The sequence below is a fragment of the Craurococcus roseus genome (assembly GCF_039523795.1).
Taxonomy (GTDB): Bacteria; Pseudomonadota; Alphaproteobacteria; order Acetobacterales; family Acetobacteraceae; genus Craurococcus; species Craurococcus roseus.
On the sequence record NZ_BAAAFZ010000096.1, the window covers coordinates 15,021 to 31,403 of the forward strand.

Annotated in this window: 13 protein-coding genes; 5 read left to right on the forward strand and 8 right to left on the reverse strand. The window is 74.5% G+C overall.

Annotated features, from left to right (window positions below; translation table 11 throughout):
• Positions 1 to 71: 71 nt before the first annotated feature.
• Entirely contained in the window at positions 72 to 1,691 is a 1,620-nt protein-coding gene (locus ABD067_RS24195; RefSeq protein WP_343897986.1) for a GMC family oxidoreductase, read from the reverse strand.
• A gap of 90 nt (positions 1,692 to 1,781) precedes the next feature.
• On the opposite strand from ABD067_RS24195, the gene mdoH reads away from it, so the two are divergent.
• Positions 1,782 to 3,536: a glucans biosynthesis glucosyltransferase MdoH gene (mdoH, locus tag ABD067_RS24200; protein ID WP_343897987.1), complete on the forward strand. Its 1,755-nt coding sequence runs from the start codon at positions 1,782 to 1,784 to the stop codon at positions 3,534 to 3,536.
• Between the two features lie 441 nt (positions 3,537 to 3,977).
• On the opposite strand, the gene ABD067_RS24205 is transcribed toward mdoH, so the two are convergent.
• The 3 genes from ABD067_RS24205 to ABD067_RS24215 all read right to left on the reverse strand — a co-directional run bounded on the left by ABD067_RS24205 (position 3,978) and on the right by ABD067_RS24215 (position 5,945).
• On the reverse strand, positions 3,978 to 4,580 hold the full coding sequence (locus ABD067_RS24205) for an NMCC_0638 family (lipo)protein (RefSeq protein ID WP_343897988.1): 603 nt from the start codon (positions 4,578 to 4,580) through the stop codon (positions 3,978 to 3,980).
• 183 nt (positions 4,581 to 4,763) lie between these two features.
• Complete coding sequence (locus ABD067_RS24210) at positions 4,764 to 5,246, reverse strand: MarR family winged helix-turn-helix transcriptional regulator (RefSeq protein ID WP_343897989.1); 483 nt, start codon at positions 5,244 to 5,246, stop codon at positions 4,764 to 4,766.
• A 132-nt stretch (positions 5,247 to 5,378) separates the two neighbouring features.
• Entirely contained in the window at positions 5,379 to 5,945 is a 567-nt protein-coding gene (locus ABD067_RS24215; RefSeq protein ID WP_343897990.1) for a Yip1 family protein, read from the reverse strand.
• 91 nt (positions 5,946 to 6,036) lie between these two features.
• On the opposite strand from ABD067_RS24215, the gene ABD067_RS24220 reads away from it, so the two are divergent.
• The 3 genes from ABD067_RS24220 (at position 6,037) to ABD067_RS24230 (ending at position 9,130) form a co-directional block, all read left to right on the forward strand.
• Positions 6,037 to 7,095, forward strand: a complete 1,059-nt coding sequence (locus ABD067_RS24220) for an NAD(P)H-dependent flavin oxidoreductase (RefSeq protein WP_343897991.1) — start codon at positions 6,037 to 6,039, stop codon at positions 7,093 to 7,095.
• A gap of 212 nt (positions 7,096 to 7,307) precedes the next feature.
• Complete coding sequence (locus ABD067_RS24225) at positions 7,308 to 8,303, forward strand: Bug family tripartite tricarboxylate transporter substrate binding protein (RefSeq protein WP_343897992.1); 996 nt, start codon at positions 7,308 to 7,310, stop codon at positions 8,301 to 8,303.
• Between the two features lie 35 nt (positions 8,304 to 8,338).
• Positions 8,339 to 9,130 (forward strand): class I SAM-dependent methyltransferase, encoded by a 792-nt coding sequence (locus ABD067_RS24230; protein ID WP_343897993.1) that lies wholly within the window; start codon positions 8,339 to 8,341, stop codon positions 9,128 to 9,130.
• 28 nt (positions 9,131 to 9,158) lie between these two features.
• Here the strand turns inward: ABD067_RS24230 and ABD067_RS24235 are convergent, their stop codons facing one another.
• From ABD067_RS24235 to ABD067_RS24250, 4 genes are read right to left on the reverse strand one after another with little or no spacing between them, the layout of a single operon-like run.
• The gene (locus tag ABD067_RS24235; RefSeq protein ID WP_343897995.1) at positions 9,159 to 9,782 is read right to left on the reverse strand and encodes an SOUL family heme-binding protein; all 624 of its coding nucleotides are present in this window, start codon (positions 9,780 to 9,782) and stop codon (positions 9,159 to 9,161) included.
• A gap of 8 nt (positions 9,783 to 9,790) precedes the next feature.
• Positions 9,791 to 10,411 (reverse strand): nitroreductase family protein, encoded by a 621-nt coding sequence (locus ABD067_RS24240; RefSeq protein ID WP_343897996.1) that lies wholly within the window; start codon positions 10,409 to 10,411, stop codon positions 9,791 to 9,793.
• On the reverse strand, positions 10,401 to 10,877 hold the full coding sequence (locus ABD067_RS24245; protein WP_343897997.1) for an OmpA family protein: 477 nt from the start codon (positions 10,875 to 10,877) through the stop codon (positions 10,401 to 10,403). The genes ABD067_RS24240 and ABD067_RS24245 overlap by 11 nt, the downstream gene beginning before the upstream one ends.
• The gene (locus ABD067_RS24250; RefSeq protein WP_343897998.1) at positions 10,874 to 12,109 is read right to left on the reverse strand and encodes a cupin domain-containing protein; all 1,236 of its coding nucleotides are present in this window, start codon (positions 12,107 to 12,109) and stop codon (positions 10,874 to 10,876) included. The genes ABD067_RS24245 and ABD067_RS24250 overlap by 4 nt, the downstream gene beginning before the upstream one ends.
• Before the next feature lie 149 nt (positions 12,110 to 12,258).
• Here ABD067_RS24250 and ABD067_RS24255 point away from each other — a divergent pair.
• Positions 12,259 to 16,383, forward strand: a 4,125-nt coding sequence (locus tag ABD067_RS24255; RefSeq protein WP_343897999.1) for an NAD-glutamate dehydrogenase, incomplete at its 3' end; no start/stop codon positions are given.

Here is a 16,383-nt window from a genome sequence, read left to right on the forward strand (position 1 = left end):
AGCCGCCGCGGGATCGGCGGGCCACGCGAAGGAAAAGCGGCTGGGACGCGGAAGGCGCCCCGCCCGCCGCCTTACGCCGCCCGCTTCACCATCTCCGCCGCCCGCTCCGCCGTCATCAGCACCGCCGGGTGGATGTTGGACGACGGCACCAGGGGGAACACGGAGGCGTCCACCACGCGAAGGCCCTGCACGCCGCGCACGCGCAGCTCCGTGTCCACCACCGAGCGGTCGTCCGCGCCCATGCGGTTGGTGCCGCAGGGGTGGTACACTGTGGTCCCGGCGGCGCGGAGGTAGGCGAGGAAATCGTCGTCGCTGCGCGTGCCCGGCCCCGGCGACAACTCCTCCTCCACCAGGCCGGCGAAGGGCTGCGTGGTGGCGATGCGGCGGGCGAGCTTGGCGCCTTCCAGCATCACCCGCACGTCGGAGGGCGCCGAGAGGTAGCGCGGCTGGATGCGCGGCTTGTCGGCGGGGTCGGGGCTGCGGAGCGTGAGTTCACCGCGGCTGTCCGGCCGGCATTGGGTGAAGTTGAAGGTGAAGCCCGGGTGCTTGGCCAGGCGCGCGGTGGAGACCGCCTGCGAGGCGTCCAGGCTGAAGTTGACGAACTGGTACTGCACCTCCGGCTCCTCCGAGCCGGGCAGCACGCGGGCGAAGAGGCTCGCTTCCGCCGCGCCGATGGTCATGTGCCCGCGGCGGCGCAGCGCCCACTCCGCGCCCATTTTCGCCACCTTGACCGGGTTGGTCATGGTCTCGTTCAGCGTGTCGGCCGGCTTGGTGCGGAAGGCGAGGCGCACCATGAAGTGGTCCTGGAGGTTGCGCCCCACCTCCGGCGCCTCCGCCACCACGGGGACGCCGAAACCTTGCAGCGCCGCGCCGTCGCCCACGCCGGAGAGCATGAGCAGCTTCGGGCTCTCGATGGCGCCGGCGGAGAGGATCACCTCGCGCCGCGCCCGGTGGACCTCCTCCGCGCCGTCCGGCCCGCGCACCGCGACGCCCACCGCGCGCTTGCCCTCGAAGAGGACGCGCAGGCCCAGCCGCTCCGTCTCGACGCGCAGGTTGGGGCGCTTTATGGCCGGGCGCAGGTAGGCCACGGCCGGGCTCCAGCGGCGGCCCTGGTGGACGTTGAGCTGGTTGGGCGCGACGCCCTCGTACCACGCGCCGTTGAAGTCCTCGCAGCGCGGGAAGCCGAGCGCCATGCAGGCTTCGACGAAGGCGCGGCAGCCCGGCGTCGGGTACGGCACCTCCGCCACGCGCACCGGGCCGTCCTTGCCGCGGTACTCGCCGTTCGCGGGTCCGGCGAAGGTCTCCAGCTTGCGGAAGGCGGGCAGGCAATCCTCGTAGCTCCAACCGCGGGCGCCGGACTGTGCCCAGCGATCGTAGTCGCGGGGCGAGCCGCGCAGGAACACCAGGCCGTTGACGCTGCCGGAGCCGCCGATGACCTTGCCGCGCGGCCAGTACATCTCCCGCCCGTCCAACTCCGGCTCGGCTTCCGTGCGGTAATTCCAGTCGAATTTCTGCGTCACGTAGAGGCGGGCGAAGCCCATGGGGATGTGTATCCACGGGTTGCGGTCCCACGGGCCGGCTTCGAGCAGCGTGACCTTGTTGCCGGCGTCCTCGGAGAGCCGCGCCGCCATGACGCAGCCGGCCGAGCCGCCGCCGAGGATCACGTAGTCCGCCTCACCCGCTTCGCGCATGCGCCGCATCCCTCCCGTTCCTTGCCGGCATGAGGCCACGGCGCGGGCCGGTCCGCAATTCCGCCACGCCGCCGGGGCAGGAAGCGCGGCGTGACCGAGTCCCTCCCGCCGCGACGCGTCCTCTTCGCCGCCCTCGCGCTCGCCGTCGCCGCGGCGCTGCTGTGGCTCGCCTGGCGCGCGATGGCGCCGGGCGGCTGGACCGTGTGGGAGGCGCTGGCCTTCGCCTGCTTCGCCGGCACCGCGCCCTGGACCGCGCTCTGCGCCGCCAACGCGCTGGTGGGCTTCGCCGTGCTGGTGAGCGCCGCCGACCCGCCCGCCGCCGTGTTGCCGGCGTTGCGGGAGGCGCGCGCCGCCGGACCGCCGCGCTTGGCCACCGCCATCGCCGTGTGCGTCAGGAACGAGCGCATGGAGGAGGTGCTGCCGCCGCTCGGCCGCCTGCTGGACGGGCTGGCGGCGCGCGGCGCGGGGGAGCGCTTCACGCTCTGGGTCCTGTCCGATACGCAGGACCGGGCGCTGGCCGCACGGGAAGAGGAAGCGGTCGCGGCCTTCCGCGCCGCCCGACCCGCCGACGCCGCCCGCATCCGCCACCGGCGCCGCGCGGCGAACACCGGCTTCAAGGCCGGCAACGTGATGGACTTCCTCGACCACCATGCCGAGGGGCACGAGCTGATGCTCTGCCTCGATGCCGACAGCGAGATGTCGGCCGGCGCGGTGCTGCGCCTGGTGGCGTGCATGGAGGCCGATCCGCGCCTCGGCATCGTGCAGCAGCTCATCGCCGGGCGGCCGGCGACGGCGGCCTTCCCGCGCTTGTTCCAGTTCGGGATGCGCGCCGGGATGCGCGCCTGGGCCACCGGCCAGGCGTGGTGGCAGGGACCGGAAGGGCCGTACTGGGGCCACAACGCCATCGTCCGCGTCGCGCCCTTCCGCGAGCACTGCCGCCTGGACACGCTGCCGGACGGGAGCCCGATCCTGTCGCACGACCAAGTGGAGGCGGTGCGGCTGCACGCCGCCGGCTGGAAGGTCTGCTGCCTGCCGGACGACGCCGGCTCCCTGGAGGGCAACCCGCCGGCGCTGCCGGAATTCCTGGCCCGCGACCTGCGCTGGGCGGCGGGCAACATGCAGTACGGGCGGCTGCTGTTCCTGCCGGGGCAGACGTGGATGGGGCGTTGGCAACTCGCGCAGGCGATCCTCTTGTTCCTCGGCGCGCCGCTCTGGGTCGGTCTGCTGGCGGCGTCGGCGCTGAACGCGGCGACGGGCGGCGGGGGCTCGACGCCGGCCGGCGCGCTGCTCGCGTCGATGCTCTGCACCTGGGCAGCGCTGCACGCGCCGAAGCTGCTGGGCTACGCGGAGGTGCTGCTGAAGCCGGCGCTCGCCGCGCGTTATGGCGGGCGCGCGGCCTTCGCGCGCGGGGCGGCGGCGGAGATCGGCTTCACCACGCTGCTCGACCCCGTCAGCACCTTCAACAAGGCGACGTTCCTGCTGGCGCTGCCCTTCGGCGGCGCGGGCAAGCGCGGCTGGGCGCCGCAGAACCGGGCGGACCGCGGCGTGGGTTGGGGCGACGCGGCGCGGCTGCTCTGGCCGCACACGCTGTTCGGCGCGGCGGTGTTCGCGCCGCTGCTGGCGACGGCGCCGGGCGCGGCGCTGTGGGCGGCGCTCCCGGCGGGCGGGCTGGTGGCGGCGATCCCGTTCTGCGTGCTCACGTCTTCGCCGCGCGTGTCGGCTCGGCTGCGGGCGCGCGGCGTGGCGGCGACGCCGGAAGAACTCGACGGGCGCCGAACGGCGGCGATGGCAGGCCCAGGGCGCGCGGCCCCCGTGGCGGACCGGGACGCCGGAGCCGAAGCGTGACGGGGCCGGGGCGCAGGAAGCGCCGCCCGCGCCGGAGTCGGGTGTCGGGGCGGTCCGAGCGGAGCCGGCTGCGAGGGGGGGCGCCGCGCCGATCCGGACGCCGCCGGCGTCCATGGAGGCGAGCAACTCTAAGGTCAGCCGCCTCCCATGGCGCCGTCCGGGGCGGCGGCCGCTCCGCCTCTGAGCACCCCCTCCGCCAGCCGTCGCGCGGCGGCCACCGTCGGCTCCGGGACGTCGCGCGGCCACCGCGCCGGGCTTCCTTGCGCGCCGCGCGCTCCGTCCTGCGCCGTTCCGCCCGCGCGTTCATGGCGGCTCCCCCAACCGCCGCGCTTGGCACATGCCTTCCCACCGGCAACTGGCGGGTGAGGGGTCGGGGCGCGGCCGTGCCGACGCGCGGCGCGGGAAGGAGCGCAAGGCGGCGGCGGCGGGCAGGCCGCGGCGTCAGCGCGCGTCGAGGGGTTGGCCGCTCGCGGTCAGGGACAGGGCGATGCCGCCCGGCACGGGTTCGCGGGCTTGCATGGCGAAGCGCGCGCCGCCCTCTTCCAGCGGCGGGGCGCCGGCGGAATAGACGACATTGATGCCGGGCCGGCCGCCGGTCGATGACCGCTGTTCGGAGTCGCGGCGGACCATCACCGTCGGGGACTGCAAGCCTTCGACCATGCCGCGGAATTCCCGCTCCGCCAGGGCGATGTCGGTGGTCGGCGCCCGCGCCTCGCATTGCGCCGCCGCCGGGCGCACGATGACCGCCACCGGCATTTCCGGGTCGTTGGAAACGAACAAGGTGCCAGGGCGCCCGCCCAGGTGCGGCGTCGCTTGGTCGGCCGGGGCGGCGCGCAGCCCGGCCGCTTGGAGCACCTCCCGGAGGCCCGCTTCCTGGCGGAGGTTGCGTATGCAGCCCTGGTTGAACAGGCGCATGGCCGCCTGGGTGACGCGGGCCGGGTCAGCTGCGCCTTCCGCCCGCGCCGACGGGGCGCCGGCGAAAAGGATCGACCCTGCGGCCGCGGCGAGGGCGGCGGAGTGCCTCTTGCGGGGGAAATGCGGCATGGGCCTCGTCCGGAATAGGTAGCGCCAGCATGGCCTTTCCGTACCGCAATCGCAACTATAAAATCGGGTAAAACTACTAATTTTGCAACTTACCGGTTGGATTGCCGCTCAGGAGGAGCCGCGGTCGCGGCGCGGCGGCAGACGACGGGGCCGCCGGGCGTCCCCGAAACCGAAGCCGCCGCGTCAGGCGGCGCCCCGCCGGGTTTCGCGCTCCAGGACGGAGCGCAGCACCGCCTTCACCTCGGTGGTTTCCATGTCCGGGAACCGGGCGATGACGGTGGCTTCGTGCTGCTTGGCGGCTTGGGTCAGCTCCGCTGCCAGGGACTCGCCCTTCGGGGTGAGCGCCACGCGGACCACGCGCCGGTCGCGGGCGTCCTGCGACCGCACCACCAACTCGTCCCGGACCATGCGGTCCAGCAGCTTGGTCATGGTGGGCTGCTGGAGCAGGCAGACCTCGGCCAAGCCCGTCACCGTCTCGCCTTTGCTGCCGACCAGGCTGGCCAGCACGCGCCACACCGGGACCGCGACGCCCCGGCGGCGGAGCTGCTGGTGGAACTCGCCCGAAAGGACGTGCGACGCCCGCGCCAACAGATAGAGGAGGTAGTCCTCCACGAAGGTGCCGGTGCCGATCCGCTTCGGCGGCGATGCCGACGAGATGCTGTTCACGCCCATTTCTCCGAAGCCGTGCCGTTCTGATGACACTATGGTATGACATCGGAACGTTTGCCAAGGCTAAATAAGCGTGGATTATGTATTTTTTTGCACAGCAGCGTGAGACGTTGCAATGATGAGCGTTACTTAGAAGGCCAGCAATGGCGAAATGACCAGAATAATGAGCAGATTGATCACGATTGCGCACACGACGAGGGCGAGGGTGAACACCAGCGCCTTGTCCTCCGGCACCCGCAACACGGCGGGCACGCCCTTGTAGAGGATGTAAAGGCTGTAGAGGCCGAGCAGGGTGAGGATGGACAGCGGCGGCACCAGGGCGAACACCCCGGCCAGCCACATCGCGGTCGGCGAATAGGCCGCGAGCTTCATCGCCGGCACCTCCTCGCCGGTGCCGCCGAAGCGGGGGGCGAGCGCCTGGACGACCTTCCCGAACACCCAGACCGCCGCGAGGCCCAGGATGTAGGACACCACGCTTTGCACCAGCAGGCCCGCGATCGAGAAGCCGGGCAGCACGGTGGCGAACATGCTGGCGAAGACCGCCATGCCGATGAACCCGGCCACCACCGGGATGGCGGCCACCGGCATCACGTAACCTTTGAACAAACCCGCGGTATCCGACGGCTCCCCGGCGATGGTTCGCCATTCTTCCCCGGGGCGGGTGATCAACCCCTTGGCGCGTGCGACGATGTCCATGAAGGCCCGTGTTCCCCTTTTCCCCCTGCCATCGAGAGATGCCGTGTGATCGGTCCGGGTACAAGGGGGCTCGGCCGGGCCAGGAGGGCAAATGACGGTGGAGCCGGACGACAAAGGCGGCGGTGGCGCGGGTCCCCTGCCGACCGGAGGGGCGGGGGCAGCGGCCGAAGCGCCCGCCATCGCCACGCGCGCGACCCGCCTGCTCGGCATACGCCTGCCCATCGTGCAAGGCGGGCTGGCGCGGGTGGCCTTCGCCGAGCTGGCCGCCGCGGTGTCCAACGCCGGCGGGCTGGGGCAGGTCAGCACTGTGGGCCTCGGCACGCCGGAGCGGCTGCGCGCCGAGATCCGCCGCTGCCGGGCCCTGACCGACAAGCCCTTCGGCGTGAATTTCCCGGTCGGCCGCTTCGACCTGACGCCGCTGCTGGAAGCGGCGCTGGAGGAGGGGGTGCGGGTGGTGGCGCTCACCGCCGGCAACCCCGCGCCCTACATCCGCCGCTGCGAAGGGACGGGCGCCCGCACCCTGGTGCTGACCGCCGGGCCGGAGCTGGCGCGGAAGGCGGAGGCGGCCGGCGCCGACCTGGTGGCGACGGTGGGCTACGAAGGCGGCGGCCACATCGGCCGCGGCGACGAGACGACCCTGGTGATGGTGCCGCGCGTGGTCGCCGCGGTGAAGATCCCGGTGCTGGCCTCGGGCGGCATCGCCACCGGGGCGGGGCTCCTGGCGGCGCTGGCGCTCGGTGCGGAAGGCGTGGAGATGGGCACCCGCTTCGTCGCCACGCAAGAGGCGCGGGCCCACCCCGCCTACAAGGCAGCGCTGGCCGCGGCGGCGCCGGCCGACACGGTGGTGGTGAAGCGGAGCCTCGGCACCCCTGGGCGGGTGCTCGACGGCCCGCAGGCGCGGCGCATCCTGGCGGCCGAAGCGTCGGGTGCGCCCCAGGAGGAACTGCTGCGCTTGGTGAGCGGCGAGGCCAACGCACTCGGGACGGAAAACGGCGACTTGGAGGGCGGCTACGTCTGGGCCGGGCAGTGCGCCGGTCTCTTCGGGGCGGTGGAACCGGCCGGCGAGGTGGTGCGGCGCATGGCGGCGGAGGCCGTGGAGGGAATGCGGCGGCTGCGCGGGTTGGTCGCGGAGGAGCGGCTCCGGGGATAGCGCCCGGCGGCCCGCGGCCGGAGGAGCGCAGACCGCCGGGCGCCGGTCACGGCAAACCGTCGCCTCGGATCGCTGGGCCGGGTCGGGGCGTCCCGCGAAACGGACGCAGGCTCGAAACCTGTCTTGACGGCCCGCACCCGCGAGGCGTCGGCTCCGTGGCAGGGAGGCCCGGGCCTCGCGCCCGGCCGATCTTGCAAAAGGGACGCCCTCCGATGGGACACGTCCACCGGCGTACCGCCTTGGCGCTCGGCTGCGCCGTGGCGCTCGCCCGTCCAGCCCTCGGCCAAGGCGGCGGCGCCTTCCCCAACCGCCCCATCCGCGCGATCAACCCCTTCGCCGCCGGCGGCAGCACCGACGTGCAGATGCGGTCGCTCTGCGCGCTGGCGTCGCCGAAGCTCGGCCAGCCGGTCGTCGTCGAGAACCGGACCGGCGGAGGCGGCTTCTTCGGCATGCTCGCGCTCGTGAACGAGTCCAAGCCCGACGGCCATTTGTTGTCGCAGGTGGGCACGGGGACGCCGGCGCGGCTGATGATGGCGCCGCAGGCGCCGCAGGCGCCGCAGGCGCCGCTGGACCCGATGACGGATTTCACCTGGGTGTGCGGCATGGTCGGCTACCTGTTCGGCGTGGCGGTGCGCGCCGACGCGCCATGGGCGACGTGGCGCGACCTCGTCGCCCACGCACGGGCCAACCCCGGCCGGGTGAACTACGGCACGCCGGGCGTCGGCACGCCGCCGCACTTCGCCATGGAGGTCGTCGCCCAGCGCGAGGGCTTGCATTGGATTCACGTCCCCTTCCGCGGCGGCAGCGAGGTGCACCCGGCGGTGCTCGGCGGCCAGATCCACGTCGGCGTGGACAGCAGCACCTGGGCGCCGCTCGTGGAGGAAGGGAAGATGCGCCTGCTGGTGGTCTTCGCCGCCGAGCGCGCCCGGCGGTACCCCGGCGTGCCGACGCTCCGCGAAGAAGGCGTCGACCTCGTGACCGACGGCCGCTACGGATTGGCCGCGCCGCCCGGCCTGGACCGCGGCGTCGCGCGCATCCTCCACGCGGCGTTCCGGGAAGCGCTGCTCGACCCGGCGCACCTCGCGGTGCTGGAGCGCTACGGCATGGCCGCGCTCCCCAAGACTCCGGAGGATTGCGCGGAGGACGCGCGGCAACAGCGCGGGGCGGACCGCGCCTTGCTTGAACGCCTCGGGCTGCGGTTGAGCTGAACGCGAAGCCCCGCGACGATCACGGAGGACCGGTCATGGCCGAGGCGCTCTTCACCCCCAAAGCCGCCGAAGGGTACGACGGCTTGTTCCGGGACGTTTCGCGCCGCTTCGTCCCGACGCTGCTGCGGCTGGCGGGGGTCGCCCCCGCGCAGCGGGTGCTCGACGTCGCCACCGGGACAGGCATCGCCGCCGAGGCCGCGGCGGAGGCTGTCGGGCCGTCCGGCCGCGTGGTCGCCGCCGACGTATCACCGGCGATGCTGGAGAAGGCGCGCGCCCGCCTCGGCGCGGCGGCGGGGGTGTCCTTCGCGCTCGAGGACGGCCAAGCGCTTTCCATGCCGGACGGCGAGTTCGACGCGGTGCTCTGCCACCTCGGCCTGATGTTCTTTCCCGATCCGGCGAAGGGCTTGGCCGAGTTCCGGCGTGTTCTCCGGCCGGGCGGGCGCGTCGCCGTGTCCGTCAACGCTCCCGCGCGCTCCTTCCTCACCCCGGTGTTCGCGGCGATCGCGGCGCGGTTGCGGTCGGAAGGCGGCGTGTCGCAGCGCCTGCTGCGCTCGGATTTGGACCCGGACCGGCTGCGCGAACTGCTGGGGGGCGCGGGCTTCGGGGACCTCGCGGTCACGGCCGAAACCCACCGCTTCGTCCTGCCCTCCTTCGAGGCCTATTTCGCGGGCATCGAGGCGGGCGGGGGCGGCGTCGGCCAGGACTACGCCCGCCTCTCCGAAGGGGACCGCCGCGCCGTGCGCGAGGAGGTGCAACAGCGGCTCGGCGGCACGGACGGCCCCGTGGCGCTGGACGTGGAACTCTGGTTCGGGAGCGGGCACCGGTAGCGACGGGCACGCCTCGCGCGGGGCGCGTTCAGCGCCGCCGCACAGGCACGGCGACCTCGTTGCGGCGCAGGAAGGGCGGCGTGAAGGGCGGGTCGTAGCCGAAGAACACCGGCTCGCCGGCCGGCTCCCACGCGGAGCCGCGCAGTTCCCCGAGCAGCGCTCCCTTGCGCTCCGCGATGCGCGCGTCGTCCGTGGAGCCCGAGAAGCGCAGCACGGCCAGCGTCTCCCCCGGCACCTCGACGACGCGGACGCGCGGATCGGTGGGTTCGGGCGCCGTTTCCCGGGTTGAGGAGCGGGGGAGGAAGAAGCGCATGGTCACGCGCGCCCCGGACTTGGCCTGCTCCACCGGAGCGGTCATGGCGATTCGCTCCGACCGCATCTCGACGGGCGTGGTCATGGCGATCTTCGTCGCGCCGCCACCCGTCGCGCGGTTCTTGCCGAAGATGTAGCCGGCGAGGAGGCCGAAGGCTTGGTCCCGCGTCCCGGGATCGAGCGTCGTCTCGACCGCCAGGCGCGGGCCGTACTCGCGCACCTCGGCGGGCCCGGCGCGGCCCACGACGCGGTAGGGCGGCTGCTCGTAGGCACGGACGCCGACCAAGGAGAGCGCCGATTGCGCGGCGAGTCCGAGGACGGAGCCGAGGCCTTTCAGCACGCGCGCCCTCAGCCGCCGCCCCAGCCGCCGCGGGGCGCCACCTCCGCCAAGGGCAGGCGGACGCGCGGCGCTGCCTCGCGCGCGCGGCGGTCCTCGTCGAGCAGCGCCGGGTCGCCGGGCCAGCCCAGCGCCACCGCCGTGTAGGGCTCGACGCCCTCCGGCGCGGACGCCGCCGCACGCGCGGCCTCCCGGTCGAAGCCGGCCATCGCGTGCATCCCGATGCCGTCCGCCGCGGCCTGCACCGCCATCTGCGCCAGCGCCGCGCCGAGGTCATGCGCGGCGTGGCGGTTCGGCCCGCGCCCGCCCGGCTTGTCCGCCACCGCGCAGCCCAGCACCAGCGCCCCCGCGCGGTGCGCCCAGGCTGCGTTGCCGGGGTTGAGGCAGCCGAGCAGGCGGGCGAAGGCCGGATCGCCGCGCAGCGCCCAGGCGAAGCGCCAGGGCTGTATGTTGCTGGACGAGGCCGCCCAGCGCGCCGCTTCCAGGAGCGGCAGCACGTCGGCTTCGGTCAGCGGCCGGTCTGGGTCGAAGGCGCGCGGGCTCCAGCGCTCCGCTATCGCGTCCAGCAGCGGGTGGTCGGCCGGCGCGCGGCGGTCGGCGGCGACGCGGCGGGGCTGGGCGTCATCGGGCATCGGGCTCTCCCGTCGTTGCTGGCCTTTCGCCCGGCGGCAACACCACCACGGTCACACTCCGCTCAGCGGGGACGGTGCCGCCGCGGGCGAAGGCGGCGCGCTGCGCTTCGGCGCGCACGCGGTCGCGCTCCACGCCGAGCTTGGCCAGCGCCTCGGCCACCACGCCGGCGCGCCGGGCGGCGAGCTGGGCGCCGGTGGTGGCGCCGCCTTCCTGCGGCCCGGCGTGGCCGAGCACGCAAAGGTTCCGCTCCGGCTCCCGCTTCGCCAGTTCCGCGGCCGCTTCGAGGTTGCCACGCGCCGCCTCGCCCGGCTCCGCGGAGCGCGCGGCGAAGGGAATGGCGAACACGTCGTCCTCCAGGTCCCCGGCGCCGACGCAGTTGAACGGGCGCGGCTGCGCCGGCGCCGGGCCCGGCAGCAGCAGCGCGAGCAGCAACGCGGCGGCGGGAGCCGTCCTCGCCGCCGTCATGCGGGGGCCAGCAGCCCCGCCTCCTGCAAGCGGCCGAGGAGCGCCGGCGCGTCCACGCCGGGGTGGGCGGCGCGCAACTCCGGCTCGGCCACGTCCGGGCGGGACAGCACCCAACCCGCGGCCTCCGCCTCCGGCGGCGAAAGGGGCAGCGTGCCGCCCGCGGTCTTGAGCACCCAATCGGCGCCGCGGCGCACCGGCTTGGCGCCGGGCTGGAGCACGCGCAACGCGGGCGCTTCGGCGTCGCCGCCGTCCGCCGCCGCGGCAGCGGAGGGCGCGGCCAGGCCGCGCGCGGCCAGCAGGTCGTTGCCGCCGCGTTTGAAGCGGTAGTCCGCCACGAAGCCCGTCAACACCTCCATCACCTTCGGGTCGCGGCACAGCTCCGCCAGCCGCTGGCCGAGCTGCCCGGCGCGGGAAGTCAGCGCGAAGCGCGCGGCGGCGCTGCCGTCCTGACGCGGCAGCGACTTGCGGAACTCGGCGTCGTAGAGCGCGCGCTCCAGCAGGATGTTCACCAAATCCATGCCGAGCGGCGCGTTGACGCCGTAGGCGACGTGGACGCTCGCCGGCGCCTCGGCCAGCGCGTCGTGGTACCAGCCGCGCGGCAGGTAGAGCAGGTCGCCGGCGCGCAGCACCACGCGCTCGCGCAGCTTGCCCTTCTTCTGCTCGTGCTGCGCTTGACTCACGTTGCGGAAGAGGGGGTGCGGCAACGGGTTGTCGGCGCGGCCTTCCCAGACGTTCCAGGTCTTCTCGCCTTCCACCTGCACCGCCCAGACGTCGTGCGTGTCGTAGTGGGCGGGGAAGGCCTTGTGGCTCTGGAACGAAATGTAGACGTTCGCCTGCGCCTTGCCGAGCCCGGCGTCCTCCAGCGCCTCCGACACGCTGGCGAGGCCAGGGGTGAGGCTGTCCACGTCGTTCATCACCAGGCTGGCGCCGCGCTCCACCCAGCCGCGCAGCTTGGCGGCGTCGGGCTGCAGGACGGGCTGGTTGTCGCGGCTGTTGGCGCGGGCGCAGTACTGCTCGGCCGGCACCGGGGCGCCGTCCATCAACACCTGGAGCGAGTGGCTGGACCAGACGTGCGTCATGTCCAGCAGGCGGTTGATCCCCCGCCAGGACAGGACGGACGCGAATTTGCCTGCCGCCCCCTTGAGGTGGAGCGGCTGGCGGTCGTGGTACTCGGCGAAGAATTGCGCCGGCGTCATGGGCGCCAGCAGCGCTTCGAGGGTCATGGCGGTCATGGGCCGCGAGCTTAGCCGAGTTCCCCGCGCGGAACAGGCCCGGTCGCCGCCTGCCCCCCTGCGTGTCGCGGGCGTGACAAACCGGCGTCCCGCCCTTGCCCGGGCCGGAGGGCGCGCGGATGCTGCCGGCAACAAGAGGAGGCGCGGCCATGGACCAACCAGCCCCACCCGACGCACGCCTGGAACGGGGCGGCGCGGCGACGGATGACGACCCGGCGCGCGAGGCGCTCCTGCGCGAAGCGGAAACCGCGCTCCGGCGGTTGGCGCCCGACCTGCCGCCGGACGCCACGGTCCTGCTGCGCCGCCTCTTCGCCGACGTGCCCGGTCCGGAGCTGGCCGGCATCCCCTCGGAAACCGTGGCCGAGGCCGCGGCCAGCCTCTACGCCTTCGCCCGCGAGCGCCCGCCGGGCGAGGCCGAGCTGCGCGTGCTGCCGCCCGGGGCGGGCCGCGGCCCGCACGCGGTGGCGGAGATCGTCACCGACGACATGCCCTTCCTGGTGGACAGCGCCTTGGCCGCGCTGGCCCGGCAAGGCCGGGTGGTGAAGCAGCTCCTGCACCCGGTGGTGGCGGTGCGGCGCGACGCCGCCGGGCGGCTGCTCTCGCTCGGCGGCGCGGAGACGGACGCCACCGGGCGCGAGAGCATGATGCGGATCACGATCGGCGCGGCGCAGACCGCCATGCTGCCGGGCCAGGGCGCCGGCGGCTGGCCGGAGCTGGAGCGGATGCTGGCCCGCGCCATGGCGGACGTGCGCCTGGCCGTGACCGACTTCCCCGCCATGTCCCGCCTGATGCGCGCCGCCGAGGACGAGATCGCCGCGGCGCCCCGCGAACGCGGCCCGGCGGCCGAGTTCCTGCGCTGGCTCATGGACGAGAACTTCGTGCTGCTCGGCCACCGCCGCCTGGACGTCGGCGAAGGGGGCGCGGCGGCGGTCGCCGCCGGGGAGAACCTCGGCCTGCTGCGCGACCCCGCCGTGCCGGTCTTCGACGCGCTGCGCGACCCGTCCGCGCTGCCGCCCGCCATGCGCGCGGCTCTGGCGGAGCCGGTGCCGCTCTCGGTCGGCAAGGCCAACATGCGGAGCACCGTCCACCGCCCGCAGCACGCCGACGTGGTGGCGACGCGCATCTTCGCCTCCGACGGGCGCGTGGCGGGGCTGCGGCTGTTCCTGGGCCTGTTCGCGGCGGGCGCCTACAACCGAAATCCGCGCTCCATCCCTATGCTGTCGCAGAAGGTGGACCGCATCCTCGCCGCCGCCGGCTTCGACCCGGAGGCGCACGACGGCCGCGCGCTGCGCAACATCCTGGACACCTGGCCGCGCGACGAGCTGTTCCAGGCGCCGGAAGCGGAGATCCTGCGCGGGGCGCGGGTCGCGCTCGACCTCCAGATCAGGCCGCGGCCAGCGCTGCACGTGCGGCGCGACCCGTTCGGGCGCTTCGTGTCCGCCATCGCCTGGATGCCGCGCGAGGGATTCGACACCAGGCTGCGCGAGCGCGTGGGGGAGGTGGTGGCGCAAGCCTATGGCGGCCGCCTCAGCGCCTTCTACATCGCGCTCGGCGACGCGCCGCTGGCCCGCATCCACTACATCGTCGGCACCGACCCGGCCCGCCCGCGGGCGGTGGACGAGGCGGTGCTGGAGGCGGCGGTGGCGCAGGCGGCGCGCTCCTTCGGCGAGCGCCTGGGCGAGGCGCTGGCGGCGGAGCACGGCGAGGCCGCGGCGGCGGCGCTGCTCGGACGGTGGCGCGACGCCTTCCCGCCCGCCTACCGCGAGGGCGCCACCGGCGCGCAGGGCGCGGCCGACCTCGCGCTGGCCGAGCGCGCCTTGGCCGAGGGCAAGCCGGCCGCCGCCCTGTCGCGGCCCGGTGGGTCGGAGGGGACGCTGTCGCTGCGCCTCGTCAATCCCGGCGGGTCGCTGTTGTTGGCCGACGCCCTCCCGCTGTTCGAGAGCCTCGGCTTGCGGGCGGTGGAGGAGATGCCGTACCGCCTTTCGCCCGAGGGCGCGCCCGCGGCGGTGCTGCACGTTTTCTCCCTGCGGCCCATCTCCGCGCTGGACGCGCCGGACGCGCCCTTCGGCGCGACGGGCGAGCGCTTCCCGGCGGTGCTGGAGGCGCTTTCCGCGCTGATGGAGGGCGCGGCGGAGGCGGACGGATTCAACCGGCTGGTGCTGCTGTCGGGCCTGACCTGGCGCGAGTGCTGGCTGTTGCGGGCGATGTTCCGCTGGCTGAAGCAGGTGGGCTTCGGCTTCGAGCAGGGCAGCGCGGAAGCGGCCTTCGCGGCGCACCCGATGGCGGGGCGCATCCTGCTCGACCTGTTCCACGCTCGCCTGGACCCGGACTTCGCCGGCGACCGGGCGGCGCGCGAGCGGGCGCTGCTCGCGGACTGGGACGCGCTGCTGGACGCGGTGGCGAACCCGGACGAGGACCGCATCCTGGCGCGGTTCCGGCTGCTGCTGGACGCGGTGCTCCGCACCAACTACCACCAGTACAAGCCCTACATTTCCTTCAAGATCGACAGCGCGGCGGCGGGCGACATGCCGGCGCCCAAGCCCTGGCGCGAGGTGTTCGTCCACTCGCCGCGCATGGAGGGCACGCACCTCCGCGCCGGCCCGGTGGCGCGCGGCGGCATCCGTTGGTCGGACCGGCGGGAGGACTTCCGCACCGAGATCCTCGGGCTGATGAAGGCGCAGCGGGTCAAGAACGTCGTCATCGTGCCGACCGGGGCCAAGGGCGGCTTCGTGCTGAAGCGCCCGCCGCCGGCCACCGACCGCGAGGCGTTCCAGGCCGAGGGAGTCGCCTGCTACCAGACCCTCGTGCGCGGGCTGCTCGACATCACCGACAACCTCGACGGCGAGCGGGTGGTGCCGCCGGAGCGGGTGGTGCGGCGGGACGCGGACGACCCGTACATGGTCGTCGCGGCCGACAAGGGCACCGCGACCTTCAGCGACATCGCCAACGCGCTGAGCGCCGAATACGGCTTCTGGCTGGGCGACGCCTTCGCCTCCGGCGGCTCGGCCGGGTACGACCACAAGGCCATGGGCATCACCGCGCGCGGCGCCTGGGTGATGGTCGCGCGGCACTTCGCGGAGCTGGGGCACGACATCTTCACGCAGGAGTTCACCTGCGCCGGCGTGGGCGACATGTCGGGCGACGTGTTCGGCAACGGGCTGCTGATCTCGCGCAGCACCAAGCTGGTCGCGGCCTTCGACCACCGGCACGTCTTCATAGACCCCGACCCCGATCCGGAGGCGTCCTACGCGGAGCGCGAGCGGCTGTTCCGGCTGCCGCGCTCCTCCTGGGCGGACTACGACCCTGCGAAGATCTCGCCCGGCGGCGGGGTGTTCGCGCGCAACCTGAAGCGGGTGCCGCTCCCGGCGCGGGCGCGCGAGGCGCTGGGCATCGAGGAGGAGCAGCCGGAGCCGGCCGCCGTGGTCCGCGCCATCCTCAAGGCGCCGGTGGACCTGCTCTACTTCGGCGGCATCGGCACCTACGTGAAGGCCAGCACCGAGAGCCAGGCCGAGGCCGGCGACCGCGCCAACGACGCGGTGCGCGTGGACGGGCGCGAACTGCGTGCGCGCGTGGTGGGCGAGGGCGCGAACCTCGCCGTCACCCAGGCCGGGCGCGTGGAGTACGCGCGGGCGGCGGGCGGGCGCATCAACACGGACGCGCTGGACAACTCGGCCGGCGTCTCCACCAGCGACCACGAGGTCAACATCAAGATCCTGCTCGCCGACGTGGAGCGGGCCGGCCGGATGACCCGGCCGCAGCGCGACTCCCTGCTGGCCGAGATGACGGACGAGGTCGCCCGGCTGGTGCTGCGCGACAACGCGGAGCAGTCGCTCGCCGTCAGCCTGGAGGAGCGCGCTGCGCCGGCGGATGCGCTGCCGGCGCAGGCCGCGCTGATGCAGCGGCTGGAAGCGGCGGGCGTGCTGGACCGGAGCGTCGCCGGCCTGCCGGACGCGGCGACCATGACGGCGCGCGTGGCCGCCGGGGACGCGCTGACGCGGCCGGCCGTCTGCGCGCTGCTGCCGCTGGCGAAGCTCTGGCTCAACGAGGCGATCGAGGCCGGGCCGCTGCCCGACGACCCCGCCTTCGCGCCGGTGCTGGCGACCTACTTCCCGGCGCCGCTGCGCGAGCGGTACGCCGACGCCATCGCCCGGCACCGGCTGCGGCGCGACCTGGTGGCGACGGCCGTGACCAACGGCGTGGCCAACCGCCTCGGCTGCGCCGGGCTGGCGCGGCTCGCGGCGCAGGCCGACCCGGCCGCGGCGGCGCGCGCGGCG